The organism is Burkholderia sp. Bp9031 (genome assembly GCF_003857965.1).
In the GTDB taxonomy this organism is placed as follows: domain Bacteria; phylum Pseudomonadota; class Gammaproteobacteria; order Burkholderiales; family Burkholderiaceae; genus Burkholderia; species Burkholderia ambifaria_A.
The window spans coordinates 187322-211121 of sequence record NZ_QTPW01000002.1 but is presented as its reverse complement, the minus strand read 5'-3'; the positions used below and the strand labels follow the sequence as shown (position 1 = coordinate 211121).

Here is a 23800-nt window from a genome sequence, read left to right as displayed (position 1 = left end):
TTGATTTCCTACAATGGAACGACGATGTACGACTTGCTGAAAACCATCGACGACCCGGCGGATTTGCGCCGCCTCGATCGTCGCCAACTCCAACCGCTCGCGGATGAACTGCGCGCGTTCGTGCTCGACAGCGTGTCGAAGACGGGCGGCCATCTGTCGTCCAACCTCGGGACGGTCGAGCTGACGATCGCGTTGCACTACGTGTTCAACACGCCGAACGACCGGATCGTCTGGGACGTGGGTCACCAGACCTACCCGCACAAGATCCTGACGGGTCGCCGCGACCAGATGCATACGCTGCGCCAGTACGATGGCATCTCGGGTTTCCCGCGCCGCAGCGAGTCGGAATACGACACGTTCGGCACCGCGCACTCGAGCACGTCGATTTCGGCTGCGCTCGGCATGGCGATCGGCAGCCAGCTGAACGGCGACGACCGCTTCTCGATCGCGGTGATCGGCGATGGCGCGATGACGGCCGGCATGGCGTTCGAGGCGATGAACAACGCGGGCGTGTCGGAGGATGCGAAGCTGCTCGTGATCCTCAACGACAACGACATGTCGATTTCGCCGCCGGTCGGCGCGCTGAACCGCCATCTCGCGCGCCTGATGTCGGGCCGCTTCTATGCGGCCGCGCGTGCGGGCGTCGAACGCGTGCTGAGCGTGGCGCCGCCGGTGCTCGAACTCGCGCGCAAGCTCGAGGAGCACGCGAAGGGCATGGTCGTGCCGGCCACGCTGTTCGAAGAGTTCGGCTTCAACTATATCGGCCCGATCGACGGTCACGATCTCGATTCGCTGATCCCGACGCTGCAGAACATCCGCGAACTGCGCGGCCCGCAATTCCTGCACGTGGTGACGAAGAAAGGCCAGGGCTACAAGCTCGCCGAAGCGGATCCCGTGCTCTATCACGGCCCCGGCAAGTTCAACCCGGCGGAAGGCATCAAGCCGTCGACCACGCCCGCGAAGAAGACGTACACGCAGGTGTTCGGCGAATGGCTCTGCGATGAAGCCGAGCGCGATTCGCGCGTCGTCGGCATCACGCCCGCGATGCGCGAAGGCTCGGGCATGGTCGAGTTCGAGAAGCGTTTCAAGGATCGCTACTACGACGTCGGCATCGCCGAGCAGCACGCGGTGACGTTCGCGGGCGGCCTTGCGACCGAAGGGCTGAAGCCCGTTGTCGCGATCTACTCGACGTTCCTGCAGCGTGCGTACGACCAGCTGATCCACGACGTCGCGCTGCAGAACCTGCCGGTCGTGTTCGCAATCGACCGCGCGGGCCTCGTCGGCGCCGACGGGGCGACGCATGCGGGCGCATACGATCTCGCGTTCATGCGCTGCATCCCGAACATGACGATCATGGCCGCGTCCGACGAGAACGAGTGCCGCCAGATGCTGCACACGGCGCTTCAGCAGCCGAACCCGACCGCGGTGCGCTATCCGCGCGGCGCGGGCACGGGTGTGGCGACGGTGAAGGAACTCACCGGGATCCCGCTCGGCAAGGGCGAAGTGCGTCGCCGTACGTCGCAGCCGGAAGGCAAGCGCGTCGCGATCCTCGCGTTCGGCACGATGGTCGCGCCGTCGCTCGCGGCGGGCGAGGAGCTCGACGCAACGGTCGCGAACATGCGCTTCGTGAAGCCGGTCGATGCGGCACTCGTGCGTGAACTTGCCGAGACGCACGACTACCTCGTCACGGTCGAGGAAGGCTGCGTGATGGGCGGTGCGGGTTCGGCCTGCGTCGAAGCCCTGATGGAGAGTGGGGTTATCCGACCCGTAATACAATTGGGCCTCCCTGACCAGTTCATCGATCACGGCGATCCCGCGAAGCTGCTGTCGCAATGCGGCCTCGACGGCGCGGGCATCGCGAAATCGATTCGCGAACGCTTCCTGAGCCCGGCGGCCGATGTCGCCAGCCAGGCGAAGCGCGTCGCGTAAGCTGGCGCCGCCCGCGGGCGGCGTCGGTGCGACTGGCGCAACCGGTCTACATTGATGCGGAAAACATGGGCCTGCGGGCCCATGTTGCTTTTCCGGCTGCCGCGTGACGCGGCGTGCGCGTCGTCGAACGCGCGGCTTACAAGGATTGAACAAGATGAACCAGATGAATCCCGCCTTCGTGATGCCCGACGTGCAGAGCACGGTGGATACCCGCCAGATTCCGATTCAGCGCGTGGGCGTGAAGGCGGTCCGGCATCCGTTGACGGTGTGTACCGAAAGCGGCGACGTGCAGCCGACCGTCGGTGTCTGGAACCTCGACGTGCGCCTGCCCGCCGATCAGAAGGGCACGCACATGTCGCGCTTCGTCGCGCTGCTCGAAGAGAACCGAGCGCCGCTGACGGTCGAGCGCTTCCGCACGATGCTCGCGTCGATGCTCGTGAAGCTGGAGGCGGAAGCCGGCCGCATCGAGGTCACGTTCCCGTACTTCGTGAACAAGACGGCGCCGGTGTCGGGTGTGCAGAGTCTGCTCGACTATGAAGTGACGCTCGCCGGCGAAAGCCGCAACGGCGAAGCGCGCCTGTTTCTGAAGGTGCTCGTGCCGGTGACGAGCCTGTGCCCGTGCTCGAAGAAGATCTCGCAGTACGGTGCGCACAACCAGCGCTCGCACGTGACGATCGACGCCGAGCTCGCGGCCGACCTGCCGGTCGAGGCGCTGATCCGCATCGCGGAAGAAGAGGCATCGTGCGAGCTGTGGGGTTTGCTGAAGCGTCCCGACGAGAAGTTCGTCACGGAGCGCGCGTACGAAAACCCGAAGTTCGTCGAGGATCTGGTGCGCGACGTCGCGCAGCGTCTCGATGCGGACGAGCGCGTGGTCGCCTACGTGCTCGAAGCCGAGAACTTCGAGTCGATCCACAATCACAGCGCGTATGCGCTGATCGAGCGCGACAAGCGACACGCCGCGTAACGCCGCGTTATTTTGCCGCTGCAACGAAAAATGGCCGCTCGATCGAGCGGCCATTTGTTTGTCGACGTGTGTCGGCGCGTGCGATGTCGCGTCGTACGAATCAGCGTGCGAGCGACGCGAGATCCCAGCGCGGCTTCACCGTGAACGCGTAGTCGGCATTCGCCTGCTCGGGCCAGCGGCCGAGCCGCAACGCGCCGGCGAGCGCGATCATCGCGCCGTTGTCGGTGCAAAGCGCGAGATCGGGATAGTGCACGTCGAAGCCGCGCTTGGCCGCGGCGGCCGACAATGCCGCGCGCAACTGCCGGTTCGCGCCGACGCCGCCCGCGACCACGAGGCGCTTGAGCTTCGTCTTCTTGAGCGCGGCCAGCGATTTCGCGACGAGCACGTCGACGGCCGCGTCGACGAAGCCGCGCGCGAGGTCGGCTTTCGCGCGCTCGAGCGCCTCGCCCTCCAGCTTCGCCGCCTCGAACTTCTTCATCTGCGTGAGCACGGCCGTCTTCAGGCCGCTGAAGCTGAAGTCGAGATCGCCCGAATGCAGCATCGGGCGCGGCAGCACGACCGCGCCCGGCGTGCCCGTTTCCGCGAGCTTCGACACTTCCGGGCCGCCCGGATAGCCGAGGCCGATCAGCTTCGCCGTCTTGTCGAACGCTTCGCCGGCCGCGTCGTCGAGCGTTTCGCCGAGCGTCTCGTACACACCGACATCGGTTACGCGCATCAGTTGCGTATGGCCGCCCGACACCAGCAGCGCGATGAACGGGAACGGCGGCGGCTCGTCGACGAGCAGCGGCGACAGCAGGTGGCCTTCGAGGTGATGGATGCCGACGGTCGGCTTGTTCCATGCCAGCGCGAGCGCATTCGCGATGCTCGCACCGACCAGCAGCGCGCCGGCGAGGCCGGGGCCTTGCGTGAACGCGATCGCGTCGATGTCGTCGCGGTGCGTGCCGCTTTGCGCCATCACTTCCTCGAGCAGCGGCAGCGCGCGACGGATGTGGTCGCGCGACGCGAGCTCGGGCACGACGCCGCCATATTCGCGATGCATCGCGATCTGCGAATGGAGCGCGTGCGCGAGCAGGCCGCGCTGCGTGTCGTAGAGCGCGAGGCCGGTTTCGTCGCAGGAGCTTTCGATGCCGAGAACGAGCATGGGTAAGGGCGGGGCGCGCCGTATCGAGCGCGCCGCAGGAAGGTCAACGTAACCGGAAATTATAGCAGGCGGGGGCTCGCTGCCGCTGCGGGCGGCCCGGGCCGAAGGCCGGGCAGGTACAATCCGCGCCATGGAAACTTATGACATCGCCGTGATCGGCGCGGGCGCCGCCGGGATGATGAGCGCCGCGGTCGCCGGGCAGCTCGGGCGCCGCGTGGTGCTGATCGACCACGCGCCGCGGCTGGCCGAGAAAATCCGCATCTCGGGCGGCGGCCGCTGCAACTTCACGAACCTCTACGCGGGCCCCGACAACTACCTGTCGTCGAATCCGCATTTCGCCCGCTCGGCGCTCGCGCGCTACACACCGCGCGACTTCCTCGGGCTGCTCAAGCGCCATCACGTTACCTGGCACGAAAAGCACAAGGGGCAGCTCTTTTGCGATCACGGCAGCGACGCGGTCATCGACGTGCTGAAGCGCGAATGCGACGCGGGCGGCATCGCGTGGCGCCGGCCGGTGGTCGTCGACGCGGTGCGTCACGCGCCTACCGACGGTTTCACGCTCGACACGCAGCAGGCGGGGCCGATCCGCGCGCGCGCGTTGATCGTCGCGACGGGCGGCCTGTCGATCCCGAAGATCGGCGCGACCGACTTCGGCTACCGACTCGCAAAGCAGTTCGGCCACAAACTCGTCGATACGCGCCCCGCGCTCGTGCCGCTCACGTTTGCACAGCAGGACTGGGCGCCGTTCGCGGCGCTGTCCGGCGTGTCGCTCGAAGTACGCGTGTCGACCGGCGACAAGAAGCGCGGCGGTGAATTCGTCGAAGACCTGCTGCTGACCCATCGCGGCCTGTCCGGCCCCGGCATCCTGCAGATCTCCAGCTACTGGCAGTCCGGCGACCCGATCCGTATCGACTTGCTGCCGCAGCGCGACGCGGTGGCCGACCTGCTCGACGCGAAGCGCACGTCGAAGCGCCAGATCGGCTCGCTGCTCGCGGACTGGGTGCCGTCGCGCCTCGCGCACGCGTGGCTCGACACGCACCGCGTCGCGGCCGATGCGCGGCTTGCGGACCTGCCCGACAAGACGCTGCGCCAGATCGGCGATGCGCTGTCCGGCTGGACGCTGACGCCGAACGGCACCGAGGGCTACAAGAAGGCCGAGGTGACGAAGGGCGGTGTCGATACGCGCGAACTGTCGTCGGCGACGATGATGAGCGCGCGGGTGCCCGGGTTGTTCTTCATCGGCGAGGCGGTGGACGTGACCGGCTGGCTCGGCGGCTACAACTTCCAGTGGGCGTGGGCGTCCGGCACGGCGGCCGGGCAGGCGGCGGCGGAGTTTTCGCGCGGCGCCTGACGCGCCCGCGCAGGGCCGCCGTTCACGGGGCCCGGCCCTTAGTCTTTGCTCGACGCTCTGCTATACTCGTAAATCTTCCTTGCAAACCTTTATTCGTGTCGGATCATGACGATCATTCGCGTTAAAGAAAACGAGCCGTTCGAAGTCGCCATGCGTCGCTTCAAGCGCACGATTGAGAAGAACGGTCTGCTGACCGAACTTCGTGCGCGGGAGTTTTACGAGAAGCCGACCGCCGAGCGCAAGCGCAAGAAGGCTGCTGCGGTGAAGCGTCACTACAAGCGGATCCGCAGCCAGACACTGCCGAAGAAGCTGTACTGAACGATTGAGCGCCGCGCGATTCACTGAGCGGCGCACCGGCGAACTCCGCACGATCGGTCTCGATCAGGGGCCGCGAGTCGCCGATGCCGGATTCGAGCAACCCGCTTGAGACATAGTCCCAAGCGGGTTTTTGTGTTGACGTCCGTTCGCGGGCGTCGAAGTCACGTTTCCATCCCGGGTGCAAGATGAGTTTGAAAGAGCAGATCAGCGAAGACATGAAGGCCGCGATGCGCGCGAAGGAAAGCGAGCGTCTGGCGACGATTCGCCTGCTGCTGGCCGCGATCAAGCAGCGCGAGGTCGACGATCGGGTGACCCTTGACGACGCGGGCATCACCGCCGTGATCGACAAGATGATCAAGCAGCGCAAGGACTCGATCAGCCAGTTCCAGGCTGCCGGCCGCGACGATCTCGTCGCGAAGGAGCAGGCTGAACTGACCGTGCTGGGCGCCTATATGCCCGCGCAGCTGTCGGACGCCGAAGTGGCCGCCGAAGTCCAGGCCGCGGTCGCGGCAACCGGCGCAGCCGGCCCGCAGGACATGGGCAAGGTGATGGGCGTGCTGAAGGGCAAGCTCGCCGGCCGCGCCGACATGACGGCCGTTTCCGCGCAGGTCAAGGCCGCACTGTCGAAGTAAAACCCGCTTCCCGGCGCGTCGCATGCGCGTGCGCCGGGGCGTCGTATTGTCTTTTTTTCGTTCGATCCCACGGTGATTCCGCATTCGTTCCTGCAGGATTTGCTGAACCGCGTCGATATCGTCGACGTGGTGGGCCGGTATGTGCAGCTCAAGAAGGGCGGCGCCAACTTCATGGGGTTGTGCCCGTTCCATAACGAGAAGAGCCCGTCGTTTACGGTCAGCCCGACCAAGCAGTTCTATCACTGCTTCGGCTGCGGCGCGCATGGCACGGCGATTGGCTTCCTCATGGAGCATGCGGGGCTCACGTTCCCGGAAGCCGTGCAGGAACTCGCGCAGTCGGTCGGGCTGACGGTGCCGCACGAGCCGTCGATGCGCGGCGGCGGCGGGGGCGGCGGCGATTATCCTGCGCCCGTGTCGAAATCGGTTGCGACCGCGCTGTCCGACGTGATGTCGGCCGCATGCGACTACTACCGCAAGCAATTACGCGGCGCGACCGTCGCGATCCAGTACCTGAAAAACCGGGGCCTGACCGGCGAGATCGCTGCGCGCTTCGGGCTCGGCTATGCGCCGGACGGCTGGCAGAACCTCGAAACCGCGTTCCCGGACTACCGCGAAGAGTCGCTTGTCGAATCGGGGCTCGTAATTGTCAGCGAGAAGACCGACGCGCAAGGCGTCGCGCGACGCTACGACCGGTTCCGCGAGCGGATCATGTTCCCGATCCGCAATGTGAAGGGGCAGGTGATCGGATTCGGCGGCCGCGTGCTCGGCAGCGGCGAGCCGAAGTACCTGAACTCGCCCGAAACGCCGCTGTTCAACAAGGGCAGCGAACTGTACGGGCTGTTCGAGGCGCGCCTCGCGATCCGCGAGCGCAAGTACGTGCTGGTCGTCGAAGGCTATATGGACGTCGTCGCGCTCGCGCAGCTCGGGTTTCCGAACGCGGTCGCGACGCTCGGCACGGCATGCACGCCGATCCACGTGCAGAAGCTGCTGCGCCAGACCGATACGGTCATTTTCAGCTTCGACGGCGACTCGGCCGGCCGGCGTGCGGCGCGCCGCGCGCTCGAAGCGTGCCTGCCGCATGCGGCGGACAACCGGACGATCCGATTCCTTTTCCTGCCGGCCGAACATGATCCGGACAGTTACGTACGCGAATTTGGCGCGGACGCGTTCTCCGAGCAGGTCGAGCGCGCGATGCCGCTGTCGCAATTTCTGTTGAACGAAGCAATTGCCGGCAAGGCGCTCGATCAGCCGGAAGGTCGCGCGAAGGCGTTGTTCGACGCGAAGCCGCTGCTGCAGGCGCTGCCCGCGAACGCGTTGCGTGCGCAAATCATGCACATGTTTGCCGACCGTCTCGATATCCCGTTCGAGGAAGTCGCGGGGCTGTCGGACGTCGACGCGCGCATCGCCGCGCCGGCGCGCCAGGCGCCCGCACGCAGCGAGCGGCGGCGCGTGACGGACAGCGAAAAGCGGGCGTTGCGCACGCTCGTGATGCATCCGCGGATCGCGTCGCAGCTCGACGACGAACAGCTTGCGACCCTGTGCGCGCTGCCGCGCATCGGCGAGCTGTTCGCCGAAGTCGTCGAGCATGCGCGCGCGCTGGGCGATGGCGCGGAGTTCCGGTTGCTGTCGGACGTTCTGCGGACGTCCTCGAACGGAGCGACTTACGAGGAAATCTTCCGCGAAATTCTGGACTATGATGAAAACGTCCGTGACTTGCTGTTACAGAATCCGGAAGACGAGACGGTGCCCGAGCGGCAGCGTGAACAGGAACGGATCGCGGGGGAGGAACTGCAGGCGGCGGTGCTCAAGATGCGCTATGACGCTTGCTGCGACCGGCTCGATCGGCTGGCGCGGCAATCCACCTTCACACCCGAGGAGTTGGCCGAATTGACGGAATTGAACCAGCAGCGAACCGACATGAAACGTCGGCTCGGGCTGTAGGCGGCCGGGGTGCCCGGAGAGGGGTTCCCCAGCGTGCTATAATATAAGGTTTCCAGCGGTTTGTTTTCTAAGCAGAGGCGAGATTCGCAATGGCAAAGACGACAGGCGGAAAGAAAGCAACGGGCAAGGGCTCGACGGAGCCGACCACCAAGGTCACAGCGGCCAAGTATGCTTCTTCCACCAGGACAACGTCTTCAGCCGCGTCAGCCCCTGCAGGAAAAAAAACCGCGGCCGGCACTGCTCAGGCTGCGCCGGCGCCGGTAGCCAGAACACGGGCTGCCGCCAGACCCGACTCCGGGCCGGCCAAGCCGGCGGCGAAGCGGGCAAGTGCGAAAAGCGCAAGGGACACGACTGCCGCCGCGGACGAAACGGCAGTACGTACTACTCATGCACCCACGGTTCAACCGGCTGTCGTCCAGCAGCCGCGAGTCGATATAGCCGGTACGGCGAACTCCATGACCAAAAAGCTGAACGAAGTATCCGTCGATGACGACGCAAATCAGAGCGACGGGCAGCCCGCAGCCGCGGCTGCCCCGGGCAAATCCAAGGTGCGCGATCGTCGCGCCAAGGAAAAGGCGCTGCTGAAGGAAGCGTTCGCGACGAGCACGCCCGGCACGGCCGAGGAGATCGAAGAGCGCCGCGTGAAACTGCGCGCGCTGATCAAGCTCGGCAAGGAGCGCGGCTTCCTCACGTATGCCGAAATCAACGACCACCTGCCGGACAACTTCACCGAGACGGAAGCCCTCGAAGGCATCATCGGCACGTTCAACGACATGGGCGTGGCTGTATACGAGCAGGCACCGGACGCGGAAACGCTGCTCCTGAACGACAACGCGCCGGCCGCGTCGTCGGACGATGAAGTTGAAGAAGAAGCGGAAGTCGCGCTGTCGACCGTCGATTCGGAATTCGGCCGCACGACCGATCCGGTCCGGATGTACATGCGCGAAATGGGTACGGTCGAGCTGCTCACGCGCGAAGGCGAAATCGAGATCGCGAAGCGGATCGAGGACGGCCTGCGCCACATGGTGATGGCGATTTCCGCGTGCCCGACGACGATCGCCGACATCCTCGCGATGGCCGAGCGCGTCGCGAACGAAGAGATCCGCGTCGACGAACTGGTCGACGGCCTGCTCGATCCGAATGCTTCGGACTCCGCCGACACGGACGGTTTCTCCGCGAAGGAAGCGGAAGCGATCGAGAACGAGGACGAGGAAGCCGAAGAGGAAGAGGAAGAAGAGGAAGAGGAGGAGGATGACGGTGCCGCGCAGGCGTCGGCCAACGCCGCCCAGCTCGAAGCCCTCAAGCGTGCATCGCTCGACAAGTTCTCGCAGATCAGCGAGTGGTTCGACAAGATGCGCCGCGCGTTCGAGAAGGAAGGCTACAAGTCGAAGTCCTACCTGAAGGCGCAGGAAACGATCCAGACCGAGCTGATGACGATCCGCTTCACCGCGCGTACCGTCGAGCGTTTGTGCGACACGCTGCGTGCGCAAGTGGATGAAGTGCGTCAGGTCGAGCGTCAGATCCTGCACATCGTCGTCGACAAGTGCGGCATGCCGCGTTCGGAATTCATCGCGCGCTTCCCGGGCAGCGAGACGGATCTCGACTGGGCAGAGAAGATCACGGCCGAGGGCCATGGGTACAGCGCGGTCCTGTCGCGTAACGTTCCGGCGATCCGCGAACAGCAGCAGCGTCTGATCGACCTGCAGGCGCGCGTCGTGCTGCCGCTGAAGGACCTGAAGGAAACCAACCGCCAGATGGCGGCCGGCGAACTGAAGGCGCGTCAGGCGAAGCGTGAAATGACCGAGGCGAACCTGCGTCTCGTGATCTCGATCGCGAAGAAGTACACGAACCGCGGCCTGCAGTTCCTCGACCTGATCCAGGAAGGCAACATCGGCCTGATGAAGGCGGTGGACAAGTTCGAATACCGTCGCGGCTACAAGTTCTCGACCTACGCGACGTGGTGGATCCGTCAGGCCATCACGCGCTCGATCGCGGACCAGGCGCGCACGATCCGTATTCCGGTTCACATGATCGAGACGATCAACAAGATGAACCGCATCTCGCGGCAGATCCTGCAGGAAACCGGTCTCGAGCCGGATCCGGCAACGCTCGCCGAGAAGATGGAGATGCCGGAAGACAAGATCCGCAAGATCATGAAGATCGCGAAGGAGCCGATCTCGATGGAAACGCCGATCGGTGACGACGACGATTCCCATCTTGGCGACTTCATCGAGGACAACAACACGGTCGCGCCGGCGGACGCCGCGCTGCATGCAAGCATGCGCGACGTCGTGAAGGACGTGCTCGATTCGCTGACGCCGCGCGAGGCGAAGGTGCTGCGGATGCGCTTCGGTATCGAGATGAGCACCGATCACACGCTCGAGGAAGTCGGCAAGCAGTTCGACGTCACCCGCGAGCGGATCCGTCAGATCGAGGCCAAGGCGCTGCGCAAGCTGCGTCACCCGAGCCGTTCCGACAAGCTGAAGTCGTTCCTCGAAGGGAACTGATTTCCAGCGTCTCACTTGCGAACGCCGCCGGTATCCACGTGATGCCGGTGGCGTTTGTCCTCTCTGCCGTCTTTGTTGTTACAATGCCGGCCCGGCTTCATTGCCGGAGCGCCGTGTAGCACGCCTTGCTTCTCATCTGGGCCCCTAGCTCATGCTTGGTTAGAGCAGCGAACTCATAATTCGTTGGTGCCGGGTTCGACTCCCGGGGGGCCCACCAGATTCTCTTCCGGGATCATCCGCGGAATGTGTGCCGTTAAGCATAAGTTGTCCACCTGGACACGTTATGCTTTATTTCCCGATCGGCCACGTTTTGCTTTATCGGGAATCGGTTGTATGTTTGAAGGTTTGGTTCGCGGTGGCAATCGACCGCGATTCGACGCGAAAAAGCCGACCCGGTGGGTCGGCTTTTTCGTTTCTGATGTGCCGCTGCCTAGCTCAGTCCGAGCGCCTCCTAACCGCTCTGACGTCTGTCTATGACGCCTCGGATGCCGGGCACGACCTGCCTGCTGGGGCATCCGGGCGAAACGACTGCGCAGACGACTGATCGACCGGCCCCCAGCTCTCGCTCGGCGATGGCTGTCTGCGCGTCGGCTCTCGGCGGGCGGTAACCCCGGCATCGTCTGTGCTCAAACAGGTGCGCGCCTGTCCATAACGGAGTCGCGATATACACGAGCGAGGAGGGGCCGGTTCTGTCGACGGTGCGTCCCTGAGCGGCTTCCTCAAGACAATGAAGAACCTCGAGCGCATGATTACCGCAGGCATCGCGGTCTCGCCTCGCGAACTCGAGTTCCGTCTTCAGCCCGGTTCTAGCAAATTGAGCGCAAAGCCAATCGAACGTAAAGGCAGCGTCGGATGACCGGCTCGTTGCGCACGGCGGGACTGCGATCGTGTCGGAAACGCCGGAAATCTACGGCGCGGAGCACCTGCTGACGCGCCGCGCGGTGTCGCCGGCCGTCGGCGCGAAGTTGCTCGAACGGGTCCGCTGGTGGGAGGCCTACTGCACGCAGATGAACGCGAGCATGGACAACAATCCGTCCGCGGGCAACAAGGCGGGCGGGCTGACGACGATCCTCGAGAAATCGCTGGGCGCGGTTGCGACGGGCGGCACCGCGAACAGGTCAGGGTGAACGTCAACATCCGGGGGGGCGCCGCTTGTTGCGGCCGCCTACGAGCGACCGCAACAGCATCAATGATGCGCGCAGCGGTGCAATTCTGCGATGCTCACCGGCGTCAGTCCGCCACTTCCTTCAGAAGTGCCGCGGCGGCCAGTTTGCCGATGTTATTGGACGCGAGCGGGCTATCGCCCGTGATGAGTTTGCGGTCCTGGTGGCACCGGCCCGTCATGTCCTTGTTCAGCACCTTGACCCCGAGTTTCTCGAGGCTCTCGGCGACGAGCCAGGGAAGCGGGCCCGGCATGTAACCGATATCGAGATTGGGTCCCTTGTCGAGCGCATCCGGAAACACGCAAACTTCGTAGTCCTTGAACGGATAGTTCTCCGGCTTTTCGTCTACGGCCGAAGCCAGCAAGCATGAAGGGCCATGACATAACGTGATGATGTGCCTGTCGTTGTCGAGGGCCCACTTGAGCGCCCGCTTGACCTCCGTGCTGTGTGGAATGCCGGCCAGCACGCCGTGGCCACCGGGAATGAATACCGCGATGTAAGGCGAATCCGTTCCCAAGTCCTTTTCCAGCACATCGGACAATTTGAGCGGGACTTTAAGTTTCGGCAGGTATTTCCGGTACGTACTCTGCACCGCTTCGTCATCACCCGGCATCGCCCATAGTTCCAGCTTGGCTGGATTGCCCGAAAGCGTGGCGATGTCGATTTCGAAGCCAGCCTTGTCCATGTGATGCATCGGCAGCAGCATCTCGACCGGATGATTGCCGGTCGAGAACATCTTGCCGTTCGTCATCAGCACGTAGCGCTCGTCAGTCGCGATCATCAGCACTTTCCACTTACCACCCTTATAAGGGTTCGGGTAATGTGCGCCGTCGAAGTCGGTCTTCGAAGACGTGTACTGCGATAACGAGTACGGAGACGGAAAGTAAGCGTTGTTCTCAGCGGGATCGGGGGAGGGCATCTTGTCCGTTTGCTGCGGTTCGGTGGTCATGACTACTCCTTTCACTGGACTGGATACAGGAATCGGCTGGGACTCGATAATCGATCGTGCTGGACCGACGGATGCCTTTGAATCTGCTCAAATGAATCGCTTTGCACTTCGAAGCGCAGACGAAGATTCCTCTGGGCCGCACGAGCGCGGCCAGCAAATCTTACAATAGGGGCCGCGATTCAACGCCCCCCCGATCAGGTGGGTTGCGTTCGACGCGTGAGCGTCACGTGCGTGATGGCTCGTCTTGTCGCCAATGCACTCCAGCGCGCTGGCTTGTCCCCCCGAATGTGGGGGTGTTCGGTGAATGCCGGTACTGTATCTTGAATGTCATCACGGCCGACGTGAACCAGCGTCAAAGACGGCTGCTCCGTCGCATGTAGCCTTTCATCGCGCCACGCCGGCCGCTCACGGAGACATTCATGAACCCTTCGTATCCCCGCTCTCGGGATGAGCCATTGCCGTCCGCCTACACCTATCCGCTTCTGATCAAGCAATTGCTTCACACGCCGCTGGCGACACGGCCGGAGCAGGAGATCGTCTACAGCGACCAGGTGCGACACAACTATTGGACTTTTCGCCATCGCCTGGGCCAACTCGCAAGTGGATTGTCGTCGATCGGAGTCGAGGCCGGAGATACGGTTGCCGTGATGGACTGGGACAGTCATCGCTATCTCGAGTGTTACTTTGCGATTCCGATGATGGGTGCGGTGCTGATGACCGCCAACGTTCGATTGTCTCCCGATCAGCTTCTGTACAGTCTCAATCATTCCGGCGCGCAGGTTGCGCTGGTGCATCGCGACTTCCTGCCGATGCTCGCCGGCATCCGTGACCGGCTGGAGACGGTGAAGCGCTTCGTGCTGATCGCCGATGGCGCGGAGATCGACGTTCCGCAGGGGTTTGCCGACGAGTACGAGCATTTGGTTGACGCCAGCCCGCCGGATTTTGTGTTTCCCGATTTCGACGAGCACACGCGGGCGACGACGTTCTACACGACGGGTACGACCGGCCTGCCGAAGGGCGTTGCGTTCACTCATCGACAACTGGTTTTGCACACGCTCGCCGGAATGGCCGCATTGTCGAGTGCGCGCGAGCATGGGCGCATACATCGGGACGACGTCTACATGCCGATCACCCCGATGTTTCACGTGCACGCGTGGGGCATGCCTTACATTGCGACCGCGCTTGGGCTGAAGCAGGTTTACCCGGGCCGCTATACCGCGGAGGGGCTGCTTGCGCTGATAGGGCGCGAATCCGTAACGTTCTCGCATTGTGTGCCAACTTTGCTGGGGATGATTCTCGATAGCCCGTCGTCGGCGGCCGTCGACCTGTCCTCGTGGAAAGTCATTGTCGGAGGGGCGCCGCTACCCGAGGGGCTCGCTCGTGCGGCGATCAAGCGTGGCATCGACGTCTATACCGGTTACGGGATGTCCGAGACTTGCCCGTTAATGACGATCGCGCAAGTCGATTCAGTGCAGCCGGGCATTGATGGAACGCCTGACGACAACGTTGCGCGCAGGACGCGAACGGGTTTGCCGCTACCGCTCGTCGATTTGCGCATCGTCGACGAGAATCTGCGCGATGTACCGCACGATGGTCGCTCGGCGGGCGAAGTCGTTGTACGGATGCCGTGGGCGACACAAGGTTACCTCGGCGACGTGCCGGCATCGGAGGCGCTGTGGGCTGGCGGTTATCTTCATACCAATGATATCGGCGTAATCGACAAGGACGGTCGGTTGCAAATCACGGATCGAATCAAGGACGTGATCAAGACGGGCGGAGAATGGGTGTCGTCGCTGGAACTCGAGGACATTCTGTCTCGGCATCCCGCCGTACGCGAATCCGCCGTCATTGGCATCAAGGATGCCAAATGGGGCGAGCGGCCGCTCGCGCTCGTCGTGCTGACCGACGAATACGTCGGACGAGTCGACTCCGCGGAATTGCAGGCGCACATCAAGCAGGTGGCCGATCGCGGATTGATCTCGAGATACGCCGTGCCAGACACGCTGCTCATCGTCGATGCAATCGAAAAGACGAGCGTCGGGAAAATCAACAAGCGCGTACTACGCGAGCGCTATCAGGCAGCCTGACCAACGCCGATACCGGCTGCGCGATGAGCGACCGGTATCGGAATCGAGTCATCCGAGCGTCGTTTTACCGAGGTCTTCGAAGAGCTTGACGTTGTCCCAATAGGCGGCAAGCCGTGTGATGCGGGCTTCGGCATCAAATTCGAACAGAAATGCATGTCTGACCGAAAACGATTTCCCGCGATTCACGATGCCGAGGAAATTCTGTGCCTGAGTGCCGCGAATCGTGACCTCTACGGTTGCGTGACGCCCGGAACTGTCGGCATGAATTGCCTCGACCTCATTGGTCAAATCGGGAAAAGCGCTAACGAGCGCTGTCCATATCGCCGAGCCCTGGACGGCCGCAGCGCCTGTCGCGGCGATCGGCACGTAGTCGACGGTGGCGCCCGACACAAACAGGGCAAGCATTCCTTCGATGTCGTGCTGTCGATAGCGATCGAAAAATGCTTCCGCAATGTCTCGGCAATTCATGGCAACTCCCGGGCGATAACCGCGGTTGACGGTTTTGGGCGACCGGCCGCCTATCGGTCGCGCAGGGGGGGCGGGCAAGTGGTTGGCGCCGACTGGCGGCACCGTCGAGCTAGCATGGAGCGAGTCGCCGGATTGAGGTAGCCCCCCAAATGGGGGGCTGAACATTGGATGTCGGATCGAGAACAATGCGAATCCCTCGCACTCGACCGGTACCGGCTGCGATTCCGGTACTGATCAGTCCGGAGATCACCTAGTGTTGATGGTGGATATCGCGTGGTTATGCTGTATTTGCCGCGCATCGAACCTGACGCGCGTCGGGCAGGTCGGCCGAGAACCTTTTATCCACGCGGGCGGACAGTACCGGGAGAACAGGAAATAAATGACGTCCACAGACAGCAGAAAGTCGGCCATGCCTGCGGACGCCGATGCGATCGAGGTACTGGTACGTACCAAGCTGATGCCTGCATCGGCGCGGGAGATCGTGCCGCGCATGGCCAGGATCGGCCGCCTTGCACGCGCGCTTGATCGCCGAATAACCCTCGTGTGCGCACCGGCCGGTTACGGGAAGACGACGCTGCTTTCGGAATGGCGAAAGGAACTCGTCGCGACGAATGCCAAGGTCGGGTGGGTGAGTCTTGACCGGGACGACGACAATGCGTCGATCTTTTCGTCATATGTCGTCGCGGCCGTCGTCGAAGCTACCGGCGGTATCGGCAGTCGTGCCCAGCGATTGCTGCGCGACCGCGCGCTCATTCCGCTGAAGGTCGTGTTCGACGAGCTGCTCAACGAACTCGCGGATGCGGGCGTTGAAATATTCTTGATGCTCGACGATTTTGACCGTCTCGCCTCGCCGATCATTCACGACGCGATGTTTGAGTTGTTGCGTTACGCGCCGCCGAACTTCCACGTCGTCCTGGCATGTCGATCCACACCGGCGTTGCCGTTCAGCTATTTCGAATCGCGTGACGAACTGGTGCGAGTCGATGCGGATGATCTCTGCTTCGACGAGGCGGAAACGCGATCGTTCTTCGACCGAGTCGCAGGCAAGCACCTCAGCACGGAGAGCATCGAGCGTCTGCGTGCCGCAACTGAAGGCTGGGTGTCGGGTCTGCAACTGGCCGCGCTCGCACTGCGCGACGACAGCGATGCGGCGCATGTGGCCGAACAGGTGAGCCATGCGAGGGCTGGGATCGCCACCTATCTCAACGAGAATGTCATGTCCCGCGTGCCGGAAGCCGTTCATCACTTCCTGTTGTGCACGGCCGTACTGGAGCAGATGACCCCCTCGTTGTGCAACAGGCTGACGGGTCGCGATGACGCGGCAGACTGCCTTGAATGGCTGAGTACCCATAACCTCTTCATCAAGTCGGTCGATGGAGGGCGTCAGAACTATCGCTATCACGCGCTCTTTTCGCAGTATTTACGCGAGGAACTGGCGCTGCGCAGGCCCGGCGAGATCACGATTCTCCATCGTCGCGCGAGCGAATGGTATGCCGGCGAACGACAATGGCCGGATGCCGTTCGGCATGCGCTTGCCGCCGGCGATTTCGACACGGCCGCCGGCTGGGTCGAGACCTGCGCGATGAGGCTCATCGCTTCCAGTGACGTGCGAACCGTGCTCGACTGGGTTTCGCGTCTTCCGCAGCGTGCCGTGGCGGAACGCTTGCGGCTGAGGATCGCCCATACATGGGCGCTCGCGTTGTCGATGAGTATCGTCGATGCGCGCCGCTCGTTGGAGTCGATCGAGGCAGACGTGAATGCGCGCCGCCTTGATATGGATGGTGTCATTGCCACCGAATTGCTCGCGGTTCGCTCGTTGATCGCGGGCTTGTCGGACAGGAGTGCCGAATCGTTGATTCTGGGTGAGCGTGTACTGGCCGCGGGCCCGAAGCCGGGATCGTGGATAGAACAGATCGGGCAAACCACGATGATCTTCGGGCTCGGTTATGCGGGGCGGATCGGCGACGTGCTCGCACTCAGAACGCGAGCGGAAACTTCCTTGTCCGGGGACGAGCCGCTCTATGCGAACGTCTACCGACAGAACATGTCCGGTCTCGCGGAATTCGTCTCCGGTCGCCTGCACGATGCATCGAAGACATTCGAGGCTGCCCTGCGGTTTGCCGAGCAATCCGCCGGACGCCTGTCGGCGGCGACTGCGCTGTCGGCTGGCTATCTGTCGGCCATCTATTACGAATGGAACGACTGGGCGAAGGTCAGCGAGGTTCAGCGCGATCGCTTCGAGGTCGCGATGCAGGCATGCTCGCTCGGGCCTTTGCTGCGCTTCATGCAGACAGCAGCACTGATCGAGTTCCAGTCCGGCCGCGAGGCGCGTGCACACGAAATCATAGACGCCGCCGATCACATCGCATGCAGCCGGCAATGGCTGAGACTGCGTGTGGCATGCATGGCGACCAGCATCCGGATCTGCGTAAGTGTCGGAAAATTGTCGCAGGCCAATCGTGTCGGAAAGGCGCTCGCGGCACTCGTGCCGGCAGCACTGCCCGAGGTGGCGTCGAGTTACATTGAAACGTGGCAGATGGCGCAATCCGCGCGAGTCAGGCTGATGCTGGCGGACGGGAGCGCGGGCGACGCCGAACGGGCGATCGCGATCGTGCACGAGGCGCTTCTCTCGCATGGATTCGACTGGTTCGCCGCGCAGGCTGCCACGTTACGTGCGGTGGTACTTGAACAGGCCGGCCGGGAAGACGAAGCGCTCGATGTACTCGGTCAAGCGCTCGAATACGGTCAGGTCAACGGGCTGGTGCGCACGTTCATCGACGAAGGCGCAATCGTGGAGCGCATGGTTGGGCGTGCGCTAAAGCACGCCGGGCGCTTGCCGGCCGTCAATGCGTGGTACTTGCGAGAACTTGTGCGCGCATTCGACGCACAGCGGGCATCGAACGCGACGCAGGCCGCGCGGCCGAGTGCGACCGGCAACCTGAGCGCGCGAGAAGCCGAGATCCTTGATTATGTGGCGCAAGGACTGTCGAACAAGGAAATCGCACGTGCGCTCCGCGTTGCGCCTGAAACAATCAAATGGCATCTGAAAAATATCTTCGAAAAGCTCAATGTCACGTCGCGCATCCAGGCCGTACGTAGCGGGCTGGCGCGTGAGCCGTCGGGCACAAAGCGCGACGATGAATGACCCGTCGCGGCGATGCCGCCTTGCGTTATCCATGCGCGGCGAATGATGACACGATCTCGTCGATCGCCGCGCGGATGCGCGCGGTGTGGTGCAGGTCACGGTGCGTGACCAGCCAGACCTCGTACGGCGACTGCCTGACCCGCTCCGGCCAGAGGCGTGCGAGCCCGTCGCGCTCGCCCATGTGAACGGGAATCTCGCCGATGCCGAGGCCCGAGCGCAGCGCGGCGCGCATCATCAGGTTCGTGCTTGTACGCGTCACGATGCGACCCCCGGTAATCGGTTCGCCGGCGAGCGTCGGCTTGCGGCTGGAGTCGATGTACGGTTGGTAGACGACGAGGTCGTGGCCCGTGAACGCATGGCCGCGCTCCGGCTCGCCGTGCCGGCGCAGATAGTCGTGCGACGCGAACAGGCCCATGTCCCAGCATGCGAGGCGGCGCGCGACGAGATCGGGGTTCTCGGGCCGAACCGTGCGGATTGCAATGTCGGCTTCGCGCTTCGCGAGATTCAGAATCTGTGTCGACGTATTTAGCGCGACGGAGACGTCGGGATGCTTCGCATGTAGTCGTGCGATCGACGGCATCACGAATTCGATCGCAAGTGCATCGGTCGTCGTGATCTTCACCTCGCCGGCAAGCCGTCGGTCGACACCGTGCGTCAGTCGCACCAGTTCGTGTGCGCTCTGCTCCATCGCCTCCGCGGCGCGTAGCGCCAGCTCGCCGACCGGTGTCGGCAGATAGCCTTTTGATGAACGGAGAAACAATGTCGCGCCGAGCATGTGCTCGAGCGTTGCAAGCCTCCGTCCGACGGTCGCCTGATCGACCCCGAGCATCTCCGCTGCTCGACGCAGCGTGCGCTCGCGATGGATTGCGAGGAATACGCGCGCGTCGTCCCAGTTCATCGCTTGTCCAGACTGATGCATTTTTGCATTCCTCGACAGGTAATTCGCTGCGTGCCCTCAACGGGCATTGGCCATAAACTTTTCTCACTTACATCGGTTGCGACGCCGCGATTGGGGATGGCCCGCGAATCGGCCGAGCATCGAAGAACGTTGAGGATCATATCGTGATGGGTGACAAACAAAACCTTCCAGTTGAAATGACCGCGATTGAAATCGTACATCCTGGCGGCCCAGAAGTGCTTGTGCCTGCCAAGCGCCCGGTGCCGTCGCCAGGTCACGACGAAGTACTGATTCAGGTTCATGCTGCGGGCGTGAACGGTCCTGACGTTTTCCAGCGCAAGGGGCTGTACGATCCGCCGCCCGGCGCGTCCGACATTCCCGGCCTCGAGGTCGCAGGGGAAGTCGTCGCGATCGGGCGTGACGTCACGCGGTTCGCGATCGGAGATCGTGTCTGCGCGCTGATTCCGGGCGGCGGATACGCGGAATACGCGGTCGCGAACGAGAGCAATACACTTGCGATCCCGGACGGCCTCGACATGACGGAGGCGGCGGCGATGCCGGAAACCTTTATGACCGTCTGGTTGAATCTGTTTCAGCGTGGCCGTTTCGCAGCCGGCGACAGTGTGCTGATTCACGGTGGGGCATCGGGTATCGGCACGACGGCGACGATGCTGGCGAAGGCGTTCGGCGCGTCGAAGATCATCACGACGATTGGCTCGGATCCACAGCGCGACGCGAGCTTGCGCCTCGGCGCGGATCTTGCGATCGACTACCGGAACGAGGATTTCGTCGACGAAGTTCGGCGCTTCACGGATGGCAAGGGTGTCGACGTGATCGTCGACATCATCGCCGGCGACTACGTCGCACGCAATTACGCGGCGGCAGCGATGAACGGTCGCATTGTCCAGATCGGCGTGATCAATGGGCCGGCTAGGGAACTCGACCTGTTCCCGATGTTGACGAAACGTTTGACGCATATCGGCTCGACCCTGCGCTCGCGTACCTACGCGGAGAAGGCAAAGATCATTCACGAGCTGGAAGAGGCCGTGTGGCCGTTGATCCGGCAGGGTGTCGTCAAGCCGCAGGTCTATCGGCTGTTCGATCTGCGCGATGCGCGCGCGGCACATGAATTGATGGATTCCGGCCGCCATATCGGCAAGATCGTGCTTCGTACGCACGGGCAGTGAACAACCGGGCGTTACCGCTCGTTTGTTGAATTCATTTAGCTTCGCACACGAACGATCGATGGAGTAACCCCCCGTGCGGGGGGTGATCGTTTGGTGGCGAATGTTCGAGAATTCTCGCTATCGAGTTGAGCGTGGCGGCGGGTGAAATGGAATGTTCCGTCCACTGCGCTCGCGTCGTCCATCCAGGTCGAAAACTCCAGACGGTTATGTCGGGCGTCACTTCTACAGCGTGCAGAAGCAGGCTTTCGGATTGCCCGTTCCGTGCGTAGACAGTGAAGGGCGGTGGACAAAAATGGATATGCTCGAAAACATGCGGACATTCGTGCGTGTCGTTCAGGCCGGCAGCTTTACCGCAGTGGCGAAACAGACGGACGTGGCGATTGCGCAGGTATCGCGAGCAGTAGCTGGCCTCGAAGAATATGCTCAGACTCGCTTGTTGAATCGAACGACTCGGAGAATTTCGCTGACCGACAGCGGGCGGCGCTATTTCGAACGCCTGTTATCCATTCTTGGCGATGTCGATCAGGCGAATGCCGAGGCCAGAAACGCGCTGATTCGACCGTACGGTCGATTGCGTGTACATACCATGCCCGGGTTGGGGCAGAGCCATGTTACCGAGGCGGTGGTTGCTTATCAGGCGGCTTTCCCCGAGGTCGCCGTCGACATCACGTACTCGCAGCGGATGCCGAATCTGGTGGAAGACGGCTACGACATTTCGGTGGTCACGGCATCGAGTCTTCCGGATTCGGGGTACATCGCACACACCTACGGACGCTGCTACAGCGTCCTGGTCGCGTCGAAAGCGTATCTCGATCGACATGGCACGCCATCGAAGCCGGCAGATCTTGCCGACCATACGTGTCTGCGTCTCGATACGCCAGCCGAGTCGAGCGACGAATGGTTGCTTCATGGCGCGAGCGGTGAAGTGGCATCACATTCTGTTCTCTCCGCGTTGTTTCAGGCGAATGCACCTGAGGCGCTGGCAATTGCATTGCGTGCTGGAATGGGCATCGGGTCGCTGGCCACCTATTCGGTTATTGACGATTTGCGAACCGGGAGGCTGGTAAGGGTGTTGCCGGACTACCGCCTAACGATGCTGGACATTTATGCGATGTACATATCCAGGCAGTTCATGGACGCGAAGATACGGACATTTCTCGACCATCTGCGCGTGACGCTTTCGCCGGCGCTGGAAGCCGACGAAAGTGCATTGAATTCGATTGCTGCATAAGGCCGTACCACACGGCAATCGGCCGTTGCGGGAGGCATGCAAGCGCAATACCGGGTGCCCGATTCTGGCATCTGCCAATCCGTAGTTGTCCGTTTGTTTTTGTTGAGGAGAGGATGATGAAGTCACGTTTTATGATCGTTGTTGCCGGTATCGTCGCGTTGACGTCCGTCACGTGTTACGCGCAATCCAGTGCCCCCGACGCGCAAACGGCCAAGAGCGCGACCACGTCGCCGCGTTCGGCAAAGAAGGCCGAACGCGTGGAAAATCGCGCGTTTGCGAAGAAGGTCCGCCAGGCGATCGTCAAGGCGCCTGGCATCGGCAATGCGCAGGTCACTGTGTTTGCGAAGGCAAAGACTGGTGAAGTGACGCTGGCCGGGATGATAACGGACGAGGCACAGGATAAGGCTGCAGTGGAGGCGGCTCGCAAGGTGCCAGGCGTCACGTCGGTGACAAGCAAGCTCGAGTTGCGAATGGAGGGCGGACAGTGATGCGCGGGATTGGGCGCGGCTGAGCGATACCAGGCCCTCCGGACGTCAGCGTCCGGAGGAATTCGCAGAATGAATGACCGGGCATTCGACAAATGAGCGCGGAACGTTCGGCGAGCCGCTGAATCGGCGCGGCTCGATCGGCGAACGGATCGCGCGCTCGCGCATCGAGATCGACCAGGCCGGCCTGCTGGTGCTGACGGCTCGCCCGGCTCGGTGCTCGTTGCGCACGAGACCTAGAAGAGATGACGAATCCCGACCACGGTGCCGAACGTTGATCCCGAGACGCCGTAAAGCGCGCCATTGGTGGACAGGCCAGTGTTCATCCTGCCATGGTTGTTGACGAACCCGAGTTGGCCATAAATCAGCGTCGCCTTCGACAGGCTGTAGGTCAAGCCCGTTGCGGCCAGAATGGAATGGTTGCCGGTATCGTTCCCGTCGCTCGTATACCAGACGCCCGCGTCCGCGTGGATCGTCGGCGTGAATCGGTAGCTCAGGCCTCCTCCGTAGACGCGGCTGTCGAACGAACCCGCGACCTTGTAATTGACGAATACCGCGTTTACGGTCAGGTCGTTGAATTCATAACGTGCACCGATCGTGCGGCCCGAGAACGCGACCGTGCTCGGCACGGGCGTCGTCGCGGCGGTGCCGCCGGCGTTGCCGCTATACATCGCCGCGCTGACGAGCATCGGGCCGTACGTGTAGTTCAGGCTGGCCGAATACTGACGGCCCGCCTGGAAATCGCCGGCGACACCGCCGAACGCGAGCATCGCGTTGCCCTGAAAGCCTGCGATCGTCGGGCTCGCATATGAAATGGCATTCGCGTTGAAGATGCCGGTGACGAGTACGTTACCCACGTAGATCGGCACCTGACTGCCGAAAAACGAGACGGAGCGCGGGTCGGTCGAGATCAGCGAGAGCACGAACGGGGAAAACTGCAGGCCGGCCTTGATCGTACCCACACCGCTCTCGATGCCGATCCATGCATGGCGGCCGAAGAAGTTTCCGTTTGAATCGGTGAAACCGCCTTTCGAGATATCGATGCCGCTCTCCAGCGTGAAGATCGCCTTCATGCCGCCGCCGAGATCCTCGCTGCCTTTCAGGCCGAACAGCGACGGCGTCATCCCGCCGCTGATCAGCGAAAACTGATGGCCGGCGTTTTGCCCGCTCGCTGGATCGGCTGTCTTGCTCGTGTACAGGAAGCCGCTGTCGACGATGCCGTAGAGCGTCACATTGCTCTGCGCATGTACCTGCGATACCGCGCCTCCCATGATGACTGCCGCCAGTGCGATCGAACGAATTCGGGAACGAAATGACATCGTTGATTATCTCCAGGGTAATTGTGATTTTTAATGATTGGCGTTCTTTTGAGATTAAAAAAATGAATCAGGAAAATTCCACTGC

General features: G+C 62.8%; 18 protein-coding genes, 1 tRNA gene and 1 pseudogene. 14 read left to right on the top strand and 6 right to left on the bottom strand.

Going from position 1 to position 23800, the window contains the following annotated elements; genetic code table 11:
• The first annotated feature begins 24 nt into the window (after positions 1-24).
• Positions 25-1929 (top strand): 1-deoxy-D-xylulose-5-phosphate synthase, encoded by a 1905-nt coding sequence (dxs, locus tag DIE15_RS04115; protein ID WP_057924025.1) that lies wholly within the window; start codon positions 25-27, stop codon positions 1927-1929.
• Between the two features lie 154 nt (positions 1930-2083).
• Positions 2084-2893, top strand: a complete 810-nt coding sequence (gene folE2 / locus DIE15_RS04110; protein ID WP_057924024.1) for a GTP cyclohydrolase FolE2 — start codon at positions 2084-2086, stop codon at positions 2891-2893.
• A gap of 100 nt (positions 2894-2993) precedes the next feature.
• Here the strand turns inward: folE2 and tsaD are convergent, their stop codons facing one another.
• The gene (tsaD, locus tag DIE15_RS04105) at positions 2994-4034 is read right to left on the bottom strand and encodes a tRNA (adenosine(37)-N6)-threonylcarbamoyltransferase complex transferase subunit TsaD (protein WP_057924023.1); all 1041 of its coding nucleotides are present in this window, start codon (positions 4032-4034) and stop codon (positions 2994-2996) included.
• 130 nt (positions 4035-4164) lie between these two features.
• Between tsaD and DIE15_RS04100 the strand changes: the two genes are divergently transcribed.
• From DIE15_RS04100 to DIE15_RS04070, 7 genes and pseudogenes are all read left to right on the top strand, one after another.
• Positions 4165-5385 (top strand): NAD(P)/FAD-dependent oxidoreductase, encoded by a 1221-nt coding sequence (locus DIE15_RS04100; RefSeq protein WP_124832454.1) that lies wholly within the window; start codon positions 4165-4167, stop codon positions 5383-5385.
• 105 nt (positions 5386-5490) lie between these two features.
• Positions 5491-5703, top strand: coding sequence for a 30S ribosomal protein S21 (gene rpsU, locus DIE15_RS04095; RefSeq protein WP_006479415.1), 213 nt, complete (start codon positions 5491-5493; stop codon positions 5701-5703).
• A gap of 185 nt (positions 5704-5888) precedes the next feature.
• A complete protein-coding gene (locus DIE15_RS04090; RefSeq protein ID WP_040139376.1) occupies positions 5889-6335 on the top strand; it encodes a GatB/YqeY domain-containing protein in 447 nt (148 codons plus the stop codon).
• A 72-nt stretch (positions 6336-6407) separates the two neighbouring features.
• Complete coding sequence (gene dnaG, locus DIE15_RS04085) at positions 6408-8276, top strand: DNA primase (protein ID WP_057924021.1); 1869 nt, start codon at positions 6408-6410, stop codon at positions 8274-8276.
• Between the two features lie 89 nt (positions 8277-8365).
• Positions 8366-10783, top strand: a complete 2418-nt coding sequence (gene rpoD / locus DIE15_RS04080) for an RNA polymerase sigma factor RpoD (protein ID WP_082664544.1) — start codon at positions 8366-8368, stop codon at positions 10781-10783.
• A 138-nt stretch (positions 10784-10921) separates the two neighbouring features.
• A tRNA-Ile gene (locus DIE15_RS04075) sits at positions 10922-11000 on the top strand.
• Between the two features lie 628 nt (positions 11001-11628).
• Positions 11629-11898 (top strand): annotated as a pseudogene (locus tag DIE15_RS04070) (altronate dehydratase); the annotation flags it as partial.
• A gap of 115 nt (positions 11899-12013) precedes the next feature.
• On the opposite strand, the gene hchA reads toward DIE15_RS04070, so the two are convergent.
• Positions 12014-12895: a glyoxalase III HchA gene (gene hchA / locus DIE15_RS04065; protein ID WP_057924018.1), complete on the bottom strand. Its 882-nt coding sequence runs from the start codon at positions 12893-12895 to the stop codon at positions 12014-12016.
• Between the two features lie 419 nt (positions 12896-13314).
• On the opposite strand from hchA, the gene DIE15_RS04060 reads away from it, so the two are divergent.
• A complete protein-coding gene (locus tag DIE15_RS04060; protein WP_057924017.1) occupies positions 13315-14982 on the top strand; it encodes a fatty acid--CoA ligase in 1668 nt (555 codons plus the stop codon).
• Between the two features lie 48 nt (positions 14983-15030).
• Here the strand turns inward: DIE15_RS04060 and DIE15_RS04055 are convergent, their stop codons facing one another.
• The gene (locus DIE15_RS04055; protein ID WP_057924016.1) at positions 15031-15450 is read right to left on the bottom strand and encodes a nuclear transport factor 2 family protein; all 420 of its coding nucleotides are present in this window, start codon (positions 15448-15450) and stop codon (positions 15031-15033) included.
• Positions 15451-15829: 379 nt separating this feature from the next.
• Between DIE15_RS04055 and DIE15_RS04050 the strand changes: the two genes are divergently transcribed.
• A complete protein-coding gene (locus DIE15_RS04050) occupies positions 15830-18595 on the top strand; it encodes a LuxR C-terminal-related transcriptional regulator (RefSeq protein ID WP_124832453.1) in 2766 nt (921 codons plus the stop codon).
• 25 nt (positions 18596-18620) lie between these two features.
• On the opposite strand, the gene DIE15_RS04045 is transcribed toward DIE15_RS04050, so the two are convergent.
• Both DIE15_RS04045 and DIE15_RS37475 read right to left on the bottom strand, forming a co-directional pair.
• Positions 18621-19493: a LysR family transcriptional regulator gene (locus DIE15_RS04045; RefSeq protein ID WP_124832452.1), complete on the bottom strand. Its 873-nt coding sequence runs from the start codon at positions 19491-19493 to the stop codon at positions 18621-18623.
• Complete coding sequence (locus tag DIE15_RS37475; RefSeq protein WP_162492261.1) at positions 19490-19795, bottom strand: hypothetical protein; 306 nt, start codon at positions 19793-19795, stop codon at positions 19490-19492. The genes DIE15_RS04045 and DIE15_RS37475 overlap by 4 nt, the downstream gene beginning before the upstream one ends.
• Between DIE15_RS37475 and DIE15_RS04040 the strand changes: the two genes are divergently transcribed.
• The 3 genes from DIE15_RS04040 to DIE15_RS04030 all read left to right on the top strand — a co-directional run bounded on the left by DIE15_RS04040 (position 19691) and on the right by DIE15_RS04030 (position 22399).
• Positions 19691-20680, top strand: coding sequence for an NAD(P)H-quinone oxidoreductase (locus tag DIE15_RS04040; protein WP_124832451.1), 990 nt, complete (start codon positions 19691-19693; stop codon positions 20678-20680). The genes DIE15_RS37475 and DIE15_RS04040 overlap by 105 nt on opposite strands.
• Positions 20681-20972: 292 nt before the next feature.
• Positions 20973-21911 carry a LysR family transcriptional regulator gene (locus tag DIE15_RS04035; RefSeq protein WP_124832450.1) on the top strand — a complete coding sequence of 313 codons (939 nt, stop codon included), beginning with the start codon at positions 20973-20975 and terminating at the stop codon, positions 21909-21911.
• A 116-nt stretch (positions 21912-22027) separates the two neighbouring features.
• Positions 22028-22399 (top strand): BON domain-containing protein, encoded by a 372-nt coding sequence (locus tag DIE15_RS04030; protein ID WP_057924156.1) that lies wholly within the window; start codon positions 22028-22030, stop codon positions 22397-22399.
• A 233-nt stretch (positions 22400-22632) separates the two neighbouring features.
• Here the strand turns inward: DIE15_RS04030 and DIE15_RS04020 are convergent, their stop codons facing one another.
• Positions 22633-23715, bottom strand: coding sequence for a porin (locus DIE15_RS04020; RefSeq protein ID WP_124832448.1), 1083 nt, complete (start codon positions 23713-23715; stop codon positions 22633-22635).
• Between the last annotated feature and the right edge of the window lie 85 nt (positions 23716-23800).

Bases quoted from the DNA above. Each gene is read 5' to 3' on its own strand.
- dxs (WP_057924025.1), top strand. From the start codon at position 25: ATGTACGACTTGCTGAAAACCATCGACGACCCGGCGGATTTGCGCCGC.
- folE2 (WP_057924024.1), top strand. From the start codon at position 2,084: ATGAACCAGATGAATCCCGCCTTCGTGATGCCCGACGTGCAGAGCACG.
- tsaD (WP_057924023.1), bottom strand. From the start codon at position 4,034: ATGCTCGTTCTCGGCATCGAAAGCTCCTGCGACGAAACCGGCCTCGCG.
- DIE15_RS04100 (WP_124832454.1), top strand. From the start codon at position 4,165: ATGGAAACTTATGACATCGCCGTGATCGGCGCGGGCGCCGCCGGGATG.
- rpsU (WP_006479415.1), top strand. From the start codon at position 5,491: ATGACGATCATTCGCGTTAAAGAAAACGAGCCGTTCGAAGTCGCCATG.
- DIE15_RS04090 (WP_040139376.1), top strand. From the start codon at position 5,889: ATGAGTTTGAAAGAGCAGATCAGCGAAGACATGAAGGCCGCGATGCGC.
- rpoD (WP_082664544.1), top strand. From the start codon at position 8,366: ATGGCAAAGACGACAGGCGGAAAGAAAGCAACGGGCAAGGGCTCGACG.
- hchA (WP_057924018.1), bottom strand. From the start codon at position 12,895: ATGACCACCGAACCGCAGCAAACGGACAAGATGCCCTCCCCCGATCCC.
- DIE15_RS04060 (WP_057924017.1), top strand. From the start codon at position 13,315: ATGAACCCTTCGTATCCCCGCTCTCGGGATGAGCCATTGCCGTCCGCC.
- DIE15_RS04055 (WP_057924016.1), bottom strand. From the start codon at position 15,450: ATGAATTGCCGAGACATTGCGGAAGCATTTTTCGATCGCTATCGACAG.
- DIE15_RS04050 (WP_124832453.1), top strand. From the start codon at position 15,830: ATGACGTCCACAGACAGCAGAAAGTCGGCCATGCCTGCGGACGCCGAT.
- DIE15_RS04045 (WP_124832452.1), bottom strand. From the start codon at position 19,493: ATGAACTGGGACGACGCGCGCGTATTCCTCGCAATCCATCGCGAGCGC.
- DIE15_RS04040 (WP_124832451.1), top strand. From the start codon at position 19,691: ATGACCGCGATTGAAATCGTACATCCTGGCGGCCCAGAAGTGCTTGTG.
- DIE15_RS37475 (WP_162492261.1), bottom strand. From the start codon at position 19,795: ATGAACCTGAATCAGTACTTCGTCGTGACCTGGCGACGGCACCGGGCG.
- DIE15_RS04035 (WP_124832450.1), top strand. From the start codon at position 20,973: ATGGATATGCTCGAAAACATGCGGACATTCGTGCGTGTCGTTCAGGCC.
- DIE15_RS04030 (WP_057924156.1), top strand. From the start codon at position 22,028: ATGAAGTCACGTTTTATGATCGTTGTTGCCGGTATCGTCGCGTTGACG.
- DIE15_RS04020 (WP_124832448.1), bottom strand. From the start codon at position 23,715: ATGTCATTTCGTTCCCGAATTCGTTCGATCGCACTGGCGGCAGTCATC.